Source organism: Brachyspira hyodysenteriae ATCC 27164 (assembly GCF_001676785.2).
GTDB classification, from domain to species: domain Bacteria; phylum Spirochaetota; class Brachyspiria; order Brachyspirales; family Brachyspiraceae; genus Brachyspira; species Brachyspira hyodysenteriae.
In genome coordinates this window covers 1875118-1887824 of the sequence record NZ_CP015910.2, presented here as the reverse complement: position 1 = coordinate 1887824, position 12707 = coordinate 1875118, and the positions used below count along the sequence as shown (strand labels likewise).

Genomic DNA, 12707 nt, shown 5'->3' with positions numbered 1-12707 from the left:
AATTATATATAACTAATAATAGTTCCAAAGATTAATATTCCTAATGATATGTAAGTCAAATAGTCACATACTATAGGAGCAATTAGAACTAAAAATGCTTTAAATGAACTATCTATATTAAATGAATGTTTTATATTATTAAACATTAATACCATATAATATAATCCTAATATAAAAAACATTATAACTTGTATAAAGTAAAGAGATTTAAATCTTGAAAATAACAATGTTATAGGCAATATAAATACAAATATACCAAATATACCAAAACAATTATTTATAAATGTTTTAGTATTATTATTATCTGTTTTGAAAAATAATGATACTGTGAGATTAATAACAGCTATTTTTATTATATTTGATATTGCCATATACGCTGCTATTCCGAAAGTAAATATAAATAAATTTAATATATTTGATTTATTATCAATTACATATATTGCAGATATGGATATGCTTAAAGCTGCTAATAAATATACAAAAAAAGAATATTCAAATGTTATAGATTTTTTTATGGCCTCTTTAGGTCTTAATATATAATAGTATATAGCTTCATGTAACTGCATTAATTTACTCCATTATAATTAGGAATATAAATATACATAGGCACTCCTATATATTTTGTACTCATTATTTCATCATAAGGGAAAGGCAGGCTTGATTTAGGCTTAATACTTTCTGAAATATTTGCAAATAATAAATTAAATACATCATTTTTTTCTTTAGGTTTCTTTATTATATAAGGCTCTTCGTCTTCTATACCTCCCATTTCAGCAGCATCTTTTACAGCATCATTCAAAGTTCCTATAGAATCTATAAGTCCTACTTCCAATGCTTTTTTTCCGCTGAATACTCTGCCGTCAAATATATCTTCTCTGTTTCCTTTTATTTTATCTCCTCTAGACTGTTCAACTACATTAGTAAATTGTCCTACAAATTCATCTGTCATATCTTGCCAATATGCAAGCTCATCTTCTCTAGGCTCTCTGAAAGGTGAGAGTGAATCTTTGTTTCTTCCGCTTTTTATTGTATACATTTTTATTCCATATTTATCCATCAATTCTGAAACATTAAAGAATTGAGATATAACCCCTATACTTCCTGTAAGAGTAGATTCATTAGCATATATTTTATCAGCTATCATAGATATATAATATCCTCCGCTTGCCGCCATTGATCTGAAAGATGCTACTATTGGCTTAGGGTATTTCTTTTTTAAATCTTTTAAATATTTTAAAGCCTCTTCGCATGATGTTAAAGAACCTCCAGGACTATCAACCTGAAGTACAATAGCTTTAACTTTTGGATGTTTAAAATAATATTCAAAATCTGAAATAAGTTTTTCTGTTACAGAAGGATATTCTATACCCAAACCGTTTTTTCTGCTTACATGGGTTATTACTCCGCTAAGATCTATTATGGCTATTCCATCTTTTAATGCGGTTTGTGCTTGTATAGTAGAATTAATATTACTTGTTATATTTATATTATTATTTTCATTTTTTAAAAATATGCTTGCTGCACCTACAATTATTGATATTATTATTAATATTGTGAATATTAACTCTCTTTTGCCGCTTTTTTCTTTTTTGATTTCAGTCTTTTTATTTGCGATGTATTCTTCTTCGTTACTGTTTTCTTGATTCTCTTTTTCTTCTTCGTATGACATTTTGTTTTCTCCTCATCATTATTGTTTTCTATATTTTCTATATTATTTTTAACAGCATTATTATTTTCATCGTTAATATTATATGATTGCTCTACATAAACATGATCCATATATAGGCATACAAATATTACAGGTTCTCTGCCTATTATCTGAATAAATTTTTTACGAAGAGCTTCTCTCACTTCGTATTTTATTGTAGAAGGAGTTCTTTTATTTCTATTTAATAATTTTCTAACTGCTTCTATTGCAGAACTTATTCCTTCTTCTCTTAACTGTTCTGTTTTATTTATTATACCTTCTTTTTCTCCGCCTGTATATGTAAAACCTTTGCTTTCTAAATCAACTTTTATATCATATTGCCCTGTAGAGTTTTTCTTTGCTACAACATTGGCAACTACTACGCCGTTAAGAGATAATTGTTCTCTATCATAGAATATACTTTCTTCCAAATCTCCTACGCCTTTGCCATCAACATATATATTTCTTATTTCTATAGGCTCTGTGATTTTTGCTTCTAAAGTTTCATCTATTTCAAGTACATCTCCATTATAAAGAAGGAATCCTTTTGTATCTAATCCATTTAAATTCTCAACTAATTTTATATGAGTGATTAAATGTCTTTTCTCACCATGTATTGGAATAAAATATTTCGGTTTTACTAATCTGTACATCAATTTTAAATCTTCGCTTGAAGCATGTCCTGATACATGAAGAAGTTTTTTATCCTCGCCAACCATTTTAGCACCAAGATCAAACAGATTATTTATCATTCTAGTAACAGCCATTTCATTACCAGGTATAACGCTTGATGAAAATATAACCATATCGCCGTCTTCTACTTTAATATGCTTATGAGCTTCTGCAGCTATAAGTGATAGAGAAGAATAAGGCTCTCCCTGAGTTCCTGTGGTTATGCATACTATTTTTTCTCTAGGATATCTGTTTATTTTGTCTATAGGTATAACTATATCATAAAGATTTAAATATCCCATATCCTGAGCAATTTTTGTGAACTTTATTAAACTTCTTCCTGAAAATGCTACGAATTTATTATTAACTTTTGCTGCGGTTACTAAATCCTGTATTCTTTCTATACTGCTTGCAAATACGGCAACTATAATCATACCGTCAGAATAGTCGAAAAGGGGAGTCATATTGTTTTGAACAACACTTTCACTCATAGAAAATCCGTCTCTCTGACAGTTTGTGGAATCTGCCAGCATAAGAAGAACTCCGTTTTCTCCATATTCAGCAAATTTATATAGATCTATAAATTTATCTGTTGTAGGATTCAAATCTATTTTGAAATCTCCTGTATGTATTATAACTCCAAGAGGTGTTGTTATAGCTATTCCTACACCGTCAGGTATACTATGATTAACCCTTATAAACTCTATATCGAAATTCATTCCTAACTGTATTTTATTTCTAGGCTCAACTTCATATAATTTTGTATCTTTGTATTCATTTTTATAATCATTTAATTTAGCTCTTAAAAAAGCCAAAGTAAGTCTTGAACCATATATAGGAATATCAGGAAATTTTCTAAGGAAATGAGGTATTGCTCCTATATGATCTTCATGCCCATGAGTAAGTATAAGTCCTATGATATTTTTATCTTCTAAATATGAAGTATCAGGAATCACATAATCTATACCAAGCATGTGATATCTAGGGAACATAAATCCGCAGTCTACTATTAAAACTTCATTTCCATATTCTATAACAGTCATATTCATACCTATTTCTTGTACTCCGCCAAGAGGTATGATTCTTATTTTATCATTATTATTCATTCATTAACTACTTTATATTGAAATTAATATAAATAAAATTCAAGTTTATTTTTTTATTTTAACTATAATCAAAATTAAGTCAAGTTATAATTTTTTATAAGAAATAGGTTTAAAAACATAATGCGTAAACCTAATAAAAGATTTACGCATTAAAAATATAGGTAGAAGATTATAATAACTATTGTTGATTATTTACTATCATTCCATTTTTTATTATAAAAACATTCTTTCCGTCAGATACTATTGATAAAGCATCTGTTTGATTATTATCCATAGCAGATACATAATCATATCCGCCGAATTCTCTTCTTACAGAGTTATTTTTATTTAATATAAAGTAATAATGTTTGCCTAGTCTTTCAGCAGTAAATGCAAATGAATCTCCTAAAAACTTAAATGAAGTTATTCTATTATAAGAAGGGCTTTCAAAGTCATTAGCCATTATATATTCTCTTCCATTTATAGAAGCATTATAAACCAAACTATTATTTTCAGAGAAATATATATCATTTATTTTATCAAAATTTCTAGGAAGTCTTTTACCATTAACTATTAAAAATGATACATTATTTGTCTGTGCTGAGTAGGCTAATATTTTACTGTCATCAGAATATTTATAATTATGTATCATATCATAATTAGTAGTCATATTACCGCCTACATATAACTGCATAGTATTATTACTATTAATATTTACAAATACTAATGTTTTTCCGTCAGGTGAGAATGACATATTAGTTACTGAATTAAATTCTCCGTAATTTCTTCCATTAGCTACAACACTTGTCATAATAAATTCATTAGTAATAATTGAATTTGTAGAATCAGCTGCTGCAGGAAGATCAGGTAATTCATTGTATCTTATATTTGTTATTACATTTGTTACAACCATTAAAGCTATAGTATTTGATTGTCCTTTTACTGTTACTCCTTCTTCATTTGTATATACACTTACATTAGATAAATTATAATTTGTAACAGTTGTTGTATTTGTTATTATATCATTAGTCATCATTGAATTAGTATCATTCATCATCATATTAGTACCATTTGTCATCATGGTATTAGTATCATTAGTCATCGTTTGAGGAAGCATTTTTACAGCATAAGCTATACTATTATTATTGAATGAAGCTAAATCATCTACTAATACAAAATTTTCGCTGTCAGTACTTCCTGTAAATATAACAGCATTTCCTTCATTTTCTATAACATATACTATATTGTTTCCGTCATTTGAGAATTTAAGTCTGTCTGCTTTAGAGGATACTTGTTTTTCTTCTCCATTAATATTTACAAAATACTGTCCGTCCCTTGAATAAGAAAAAGCATAAGAATTATCATTAATAACACTGTCATATAATTCAGAATACTGTACTTTAGCTTCTCCATTTATAACAGCTACTCCGTAATCCATTAATCTGGTAAATATTATAGAATTGTTTCCTGAGTATATTTCTCTTTCTATAGAATCGAATTCCTGTTCAATATTTCCATATATTACAACCCACATATCTTTACCAAGAGAAGTTTTTAACATAGTGGCAATTAAAGTTCCATTAGGAAGTATTTTTATATTTCCGGCATCTTTATAGCCTGTTAATCTGGCATCTTTATATATTATGTCAAAAGTTTTTCCAGAATTGGCGCTATTTTTTTCTATTATGATTGCATAATTTGTTTCTGATAAAATATATGAGTTATTTAGTTTTTCTCCGATTTGAAATGTGTATACTTGAGTGAAGCCTCTTGCACATAATAAAAGAAATACTATAGATATAATGTATAACTTTTTCATAATAATTCCCGCTGCTAATATTTATATATTTTTTTATATATTCGGAACTATTATACTCTAAAATTAATAATTATGTATAATTATATACTTAAAAAAAATAAAATTTTGACGAATATTTTGATGAACTATTTTAAATTTGGAGGGTATATGAAATACGGCTATATAATTATAATCGTTTTGGCTTTGCTTGTATCATGCAAATCTGCTGAAAAGACAGTTTCTATCAATAATAATGTAAATTTTAATGAGGGCTGGGTTAATGAAAATAAATTTATAGCCACTTCTATAGGATATCCTAATGGTTATGCTGTAACTAAAGATGAGATGGAGACTAGTGCTTTTAATGCTGCTTTAGCATTATCAAAAGTAAAAATAGAAAATGCCTTTGCTAAAGAACTTCCAAATAAAAAATGTGAAAATGATGAGTTAAAAAATATAGTAGAAAAATATATAAAAGTAGAATATTCAAGTTTTGTTGATGATAGATACTGTCAAATAAAGACAACTGTAGAATATAATAACTTATTGGGACTGCTTAGAGATGGAAATATAAAAAAAATGTTAAATTAGTTTTACAAACTTTTTACTTTTTCTTACTTATGAAGTTTTAATAAGCAACTATATTAAAAAGGGGAAGATGTATGAGTCTTAAAAAAGTTTTATTTTTGGTAGTTACAGTTCTTTTCGCTGCTAGCTTGTTCCTATTTGCTCAAGGAAAAGTTGACTTGGCTAAAGTACCTGATGGTACATACTTAGGAAACTATAAAGCTACTTACAAAACAGCTAAAGGTGACTATCAAGCTAAAGTTACTGTTGCTGGCGGTAAATTAACAAAAGTTGTATTAACAAAATGTGCACACAGCACTGGTCCTGCTAGAGGAAAAGCTGCTTATGACAAAATGATCAAAGCTAACAACATCTATGTTGACGGTGTAAGCGGTGCTACTTGGGTTGCATTAGTAGAAGATGCTTTAACTAAATTAACTCCTGCTAAGTAATTAAATTAATAAGAAATTCACTAACCCTAGCGTATCTAAATTTTTTAGATACGCTTTCTTTTTTATACATTACTTTTATCTATTGATACTTTTATCATATTTATTATAATTTTTATATATAATAAATTATCTTACTATATTATTAAATACTTAAAACTATAAAGATGCAGTATTAAAATCCGTTAATTTGGGAGATTATACTGATACTACTGCAGCAGTTACTAGAGGACTTGCTGCTTTGTATTATGGTATAGATAATATTCCAAGTAAGTGGATTGATACTTTAGTTAATAAAGAATTGATAATAAATATTTGCGGTAATTATATTTATTGGAATTAATATGACAAAAACTAATTTTTCTATAATATACAAAATAATAATAATTATAATTGGTTCTTTCGCTGTGCTTCATGGATTTTTTTATGATAATTTTAAACTTGATATAGAAACAGCATACTATTTCACATATCAAAGTAATATACTTGTGATAGTTTATTTTATTTTGGATATTATTAATATTATAAAGAAAAAAGAAACATTTTATCCAAGATTTAAAGGTGCAGTTACAATGTCAATAACTGTTACATTTTTAGTATATCATTTTTTATTAAGTCCTACAGCAGATGATTATAAGGGACTTTATTATATAAGAAATATTATACTTCATTATATACTTCCAATTATGACTATTTTTGATTATATTATTTTTGATAAGAAAGGCATTTATAAAATAGTTGATCCTTTGCTTTGGCTTATAATACCATTTGTATATTTTGCTTTTATACTTATAAGAGCTAGAATAGGAAGTCCTTTTTCCGATGGAAGTTATTATCCTTACTTTTTTGTTGATATAGATAAATACGGACTTAAAACAGTATTAAGAAATGTATTTTTTATAACTTTGTTTTTTGATTTCTTAGGCTATATAGAATATTTTATTGACAGATTTTTTAACAAAGTGATTAGTAAACATAATAAATAATTTTGATTTTTTATTTATTTTTATATAATAGCAATTATTCTTAATATTTAAATTAAATGTACAAATATTTCATAATAATATAATTTTTTACTAGCAATATGAAAATATATTGAAAACATTATTTATATTTGTTATACTACTAATGTTAGAGGTATGTTATGGGAAAATTATATTCTTTGGAAGAAATAGAGAAAATTATTAATGATTTTATTGTCCATTCATTGGATGAAGATTATGAGAAAATAACTGAAATTATTAGTATGTTTAATGAATCATTAACTGAATATGAAGACTATAATAAAGCTTTATTTTTATTAGGTATGGCTTATTATTCAACTTGGCAATTTGAATGTATAGATATATTTAAAAAGGCTGCTGTATTAGAAAAAGATAATGATAAATATTGGTATTTTTTATCTAAATCTTATTTTGAAAAAGCCAAATATGATAAGTCTAAAAAAATTATTAAAAAAACATTAAAATTAAATACCAACGATTCTGCTTATTGGTTTTTATTAGGAAGAATTTATTTTATATCAAAAGATTATAAGAAGTCATTGCGTTTTTATAAAAGAGCTATGATGATAAATAATACTAATATTGTTGATAGAGAAAATAGTATTTATCATTATATACGATATATTTCAGAGAATTATTTTCAATTAAAAAAATATAATAAAGTTATAGAGTATTATGAGAAAATAGACAAAGAATATGATTTCAATGAATATGATTATATGTATTTGGCTTTATCATATAAAAAAATAAAAAATTATGATAAGGCTATAGAAAATTTCAAAAAAGCATTAGATATTAATAATCGAAGTTATTTATATAATGAAGAATCTCCATGCATAAATCATTTAGCAAAAACATATATAAAGCTAGGTAGGTATAGAGAAGCAATCGAATTATATAAAGATTTTATAAAAAAAGAATCTAATGGAAATGGATTGATACTTATTCCATATAGTCTTAATGGTATAGATGATTATAAATATTTAATAACAGCTTTTGATGAACTTATAGAAGAAGAGTCTCATAATTTAAATTATTATAATGATCTTTTTTCTATATATAAATTTAATTTAAATTTATATGATAAGGCTATTGAAGTGTATGAAAAATATATCTCTAATAATTTAAATATAGAGTCTGATATTTATGAGAAATTATCTTCTTTATATTCTCAAGTATTTAGATATGATAAGGCTATTGAAACATATAATAAATTAATAGAACTAAATGGAGAAAATGAAACTTATTATAGTTCTCTTGGAGAGCTTTATAACATAATAGGGGATTATGATAAAGCTGTATATTTTTATGAAAAGGCTATCAATATTGAAAATATTTATCAAAACACTTTCGAAGAAATTTGCATATTGCTTATAGATTTATATAGCAAACTTTCAAGATTTGATGACAGAAATGCTCTTATGAGTAGGGTTTATAATTATTATCTTAACGAAGAAGATTATAAGAATATAGCCAATTTATATATTCACATAGGAGAAAAAGATAAAGCTATAGAAATTTATAAAAAAATAATAGAATTAGATACCTATAATAATATAGATTGTACAAATTATTATGTAAAGATTGCTGATCTTTATAAAGAAATAAATCAAGAAAATACAGCGAAAGAATATTATCAAAAAGCTATAGATATATACGAAAACAAATTAAAAACAGATGATTCAGGATATTATTTAGGATTATTATGCGATTTGTATATGACTATTGGTAATAAAGATAAAGCTGTTTTATATTATAAAGAATATATAGAAATGCTTATCAAAGAAAGTAAAGCAGAAATGGAAAATGAAGGAACTGATCATATCGGTTGGTCTAAGGCATTAGAAATAGCAGCTTCATATAGAAAAATAGGAGATACAGAGAATGCTATAAAATATTATGAATATGCTTTATATGATAATGCGGATCTTGAATACTGTTATGATTCAATTGCAGAAATCTATGATGAGATTAATGAAAAAGAAAAATCAAAAGAATATTATCAAAAGTCAATAGAGCTTCATAAGAAATATTTTGAAACACATTCATATCATTGTGATAGTTTAAAAGAAATGGCAAAATTATATTTAAAAATTGATGATAAAGAAAAAGCGAAAGAATGTTATAAAAAAGTTTTGGATATAAATATTTATGATAATGAAGCTAAAGATTATTTAGAAAAATTGAATATATAAAATTTTTTATAATTATATTTTGTTAGTATATACTGAAAATTTTTAAGTTTGTCAATTTTTTTGTTGTTCTTTTTCCCGCCGTAAAAAGAACCAAAAAGTGCAAGTACAAAATTAGTACCAAATCATACTAAAATAGTCTTACATGTAAGATAATTTATTAAATTAAAATCAAAATGCAGCCTTTCGAGAAGCGTATCCGAGTTTATCGAGGATATAGCTTCTTTGTGGCACGCCAAAGGCACTCCCTTCAGTCGCAAAAGAAGTAGGGGTACTGCACTCTGTGTACTTCGTAAGGGCAAAGCCCCAGATATAAAAACAAAAATATAAATTTATTTTGACAAAATATAGTTGTTTAGGTATATACAAAAAGTTAATAATTAAATTCTTATTCATTATTAATATTTATAATATATTTCATACCAAAATAATTTTTTAAGTTTTAATCAAACATTATTAAAAAATATTTTGACAAAATCTAATCATTTAATTATACTTAACTAAGTAAATAAAAATAAAGTATTGGATTTTATTATGGATTTTTATGATAATACTTACTCATCTAAGAGAAATGTAGTTTTTGGAAGAAATATAGTTTCTACAAGTAATATACTAGCATCTCAGGCAGGACTTGAAATATTAAAGAAAGGCGGAAATGCTATTGATGCGGCAATTGCAACAGCAGCTGCACTTACAGTTGTTGAGCCTACTTCAAATGGTTTGGGAGGCGATGCTTTTGCTATAATAAATTTTGAAAATAATTTGTATGCTATCAATGGAAGCGGATTTTCTCCAAAGAATTTAGATGTTGATAAAATATTATCTCTTAATCTTGATAAAATGCCTACTTACGGACTTTTGCCTGTAACTGTTGGAGGAATACCAGCAACTTGGGCAACACTTGTAAAAAAGTTCGGTAAATTAAAACTTATAGATGTACTTGAACCTGCTATTAGATATGCTAAAGAAGGTTATGCTGTTCAGCCTCAAGTGGCTCTCGATTGGAAAGAATCTTATTATGTATATTTAAAAGAATCTGATAAATTAAAAAAAGAAGAGTTTAGATATTGGTTTGATACATTTACTTTTAATGGCAGAACTCCTGAACTTGGTGAAATAGTCAAACTTCCATATCATGCTAAAACTTTAGAGGATATAGGAAACACAAATGCAGAATGTATTTATAGAGGAGAGTATGCTGAAAAGATAGATGCATTTATGAAAAAGTATGGAGGATATTTATCTAAAGAAGATTTAAATGAATATTATCCTGAATTTGTTACTCCAATAACTACTAATTATAGAGGTTATGATATTTATGAGATTCCGCCTAATGGACATGGCATTACAGTATTAATGGCTTTGAATATTTTATCTAATTTTGATTTAAAAGATTTAACACCATTAGAAAGCACTCATTATAAAATAGAGGCATTAAAATTGGCATTCATAGATACAAAAAAATATGTTGCTGATATTTATCACATGAAAACTTCTATTGAAGAAATGCTTTCAAAAGAATATGCTATTAAAAGAGCTTCATTGATAAGAATAAATAAAGCATTAGAACCTATAAATCATATATTCTCATCAGGCGATACTGTGTATCTAGCAACTGCAGATAGCGATGGAAATATGGTTTCTTATATACAAAGTAATTACTGTGCATTCGGTTCAGGTATAGTGATTCCTGAAACAGGCATAGCATTGCAAAATAGGGGTGCTAATTTTTCACTAGATCCAAATTCAGATAATTTTATAGCACCACATAAAAAGCCTTATCATACAATAATACCAGCATTTATATGTAAGGACTCAAAACCTTATGCGGCTTTAGGTGTTATGGGAGCTTTCATGCAGCCTCAGGGACATTTACAGGTTATGAGTAATTTAATAGATCATGATTTAAATCCACAGGCAGCATTGGATAAACCTAGATGGCAATGGGTAGGGGAAAAGAATATAGAATTAGAATACAATTTTGATGATGAATTATTTTCAGAACTTTTATCATTGGGGCATAATGTTACTAAAAAGCCTCATATTACAAATTTCGGATATTTTGGAAGGGGACAAGTTATATTAAAAAATAATAAAGATGTTTACTTTGCTGGATGCGATGGAAGAACTGATTCTGCTGCAGCTGCATTTTAATTATAAAAATTTTTTATATAAAATTATACTTAAATATTTATATTTTTTTAATTTGTTACTATTTATTGTTAATGTAAATAAGTATTTTTTATTAGTAATGATATATTATATATTTTGCATAATTATAAGTAATCAGCAGCACGTATAGTGGACATTTGATAAGATGAAACAGTGCCGTGCGGAAAGGTGCTGCAGCTCGCAGTTGACAAAGTTAAAAATTTTCAGTATATATTAAAATATTATAAATATGTTATAATCTATAAATATCATTTTTTATTATAAATGATTACTCTTTTATAAAATAAATATTTCAAGGAGATAAAATGTCTGATAATAGAAAAGATTTAGGTCAGCAAATTATAGATGCTTGTTTAAATATGAGAAAAGACGGTGTTAATCAAGGCACATCAGGAAATATAAGTTTAAGATATAAAGACGGTATGCTTATCACTCCAACAAGTATGCCTTATGAGATTATGACTCCAGATGATATTGTTTTTGTAGACGGAAATGGAAATCCAGAACCAAATAAAAAACCTTCAAGTGAATGGAGATTTCATTTATCAATACTTAAAGATAATCCTAGTTTTAATGCTGTAATACACAATCATGCTGTTTATTCATCTATGGTTTCTATATTAAATGTAGACTGCATACCTGCTATACATTATATGGTGGGAGTTGCCGGAGGAAAAATAATTCCTTGTGCCGAATATGCTACTTATGGTACTCAGGAATTATGCGACAATATTTCAAAAGTTATGAAAGGTTATAAGGCTTGCATATTAAAAAATCATGGACTTCTTGCTGCTGATGAAACTTTGGAAAAGGCTTATCATGTTATGATGGAAGTTGAGAATTTAGCTAGATTGTATATTGGTGTTAGAAGTATTGGTGATTATAAGGTTCTATCTGATAGCGAGATGGATATAGTTTTAGCTAAGTTTAATAATTACGGGCTTAATGTAGAGCATAAAAATAAATAGTAAATTAAATACGTTAAAATATAATTATAATGGCTGCTTAAAATATAAGGCAGCCTTTATTTTATAATTTGTATTTATTTTAATTTAATATTATTATATAAAGTGATATTTAA

The 12707-nt window shown here is 26.4% G+C and carries 10 protein-coding genes and 1 pseudogene; 7 read left to right on the top strand and 4 right to left on the bottom strand.

Going from position 1 to position 12707, the window contains the following annotated elements; translation table 11 throughout:
* Positions 1 to 2: 2 nt before the first annotated feature.
* From BHYOB78_RS08245 to BHYOB78_RS08230, 4 genes are all read right to left on the bottom strand, one after another.
* Entirely contained in the window at positions 3 to 566 is a 564-nt protein-coding gene (locus BHYOB78_RS08245; RefSeq protein WP_020063821.1) for a hypothetical protein, read from the bottom strand.
* Positions 566 to 1669 (bottom strand): signal peptide peptidase SppA, encoded by a 1104-nt coding sequence (gene sppA, locus BHYOB78_RS08240; RefSeq protein ID WP_020063820.1) that lies wholly within the window; start codon positions 1667 to 1669, stop codon positions 566 to 568. Before sppA ends, BHYOB78_RS08245 begins: the two co-directional genes overlap by 1 nt.
* The gene (locus tag BHYOB78_RS08235) at positions 1561 to 3465 is read right to left on the bottom strand and encodes a ribonuclease J (protein WP_012670308.1); all 1905 of its coding nucleotides are present in this window, start codon (positions 3463 to 3465) and stop codon (positions 1561 to 1563) included. Before BHYOB78_RS08235 ends, sppA begins: the two co-directional genes overlap by 109 nt.
* Positions 3466 to 3643: 178 nt before the next feature.
* A complete protein-coding gene (locus BHYOB78_RS08230; protein ID WP_020063819.1) occupies positions 3644 to 5263 on the bottom strand; it encodes a TolB-like translocation protein in 1620 nt (539 codons plus the stop codon).
* A 147-nt stretch (positions 5264 to 5410) separates the two neighbouring features.
* On the opposite strand from BHYOB78_RS08230, the gene BHYOB78_RS08225 reads away from it, so the two are divergent.
* The 7 genes and pseudogenes from BHYOB78_RS08225 to BHYOB78_RS08200 all read left to right on the top strand — a co-directional run bounded on the left by BHYOB78_RS08225 (position 5411) and on the right by BHYOB78_RS08200 (position 12594).
* Positions 5411 to 5833 (top strand): hypothetical protein, encoded by a 423-nt coding sequence (locus BHYOB78_RS08225; protein WP_028331272.1) that lies wholly within the window; start codon positions 5411 to 5413, stop codon positions 5831 to 5833.
* A gap of 71 nt (positions 5834 to 5904) precedes the next feature.
* Complete coding sequence (locus tag BHYOB78_RS08220; RefSeq protein ID WP_012670305.1) at positions 5905 to 6261, top strand: FMN-binding protein; 357 nt, start codon at positions 5905 to 5907, stop codon at positions 6259 to 6261.
* 166 nt (positions 6262 to 6427) lie between these two features.
* Positions 6428 to 6601: pseudogene (locus BHYOB78_RS13520) on the top strand (ADP-ribosylglycohydrolase family protein); the annotation flags it as partial.
* Between the two features lies 1 nt (position 6602).
* Complete coding sequence (locus BHYOB78_RS08215; RefSeq protein WP_020063817.1) at positions 6603 to 7244, top strand: Pr6Pr family membrane protein; 642 nt, start codon at positions 6603 to 6605, stop codon at positions 7242 to 7244.
* A gap of 158 nt (positions 7245 to 7402) precedes the next feature.
* Positions 7403 to 9457, top strand: a complete 2055-nt coding sequence (locus BHYOB78_RS08210; RefSeq protein ID WP_020063816.1) for a tetratricopeptide repeat protein — start codon at positions 7403 to 7405, stop codon at positions 9455 to 9457.
* A 531-nt stretch (positions 9458 to 9988) separates the two neighbouring features.
* A complete protein-coding gene (locus BHYOB78_RS08205; protein ID WP_020063815.1) occupies positions 9989 to 11608 on the top strand; it encodes a gamma-glutamyltransferase family protein in 1620 nt (539 codons plus the stop codon).
* 323 nt (positions 11609 to 11931) lie between these two features.
* Positions 11932 to 12594, top strand: a complete 663-nt coding sequence (locus tag BHYOB78_RS08200) for an L-fuculose-phosphate aldolase (RefSeq protein ID WP_020063814.1) — start codon at positions 11932 to 11934, stop codon at positions 12592 to 12594.
* Positions 12595 to 12707 lie beyond the last annotated feature (113 nt).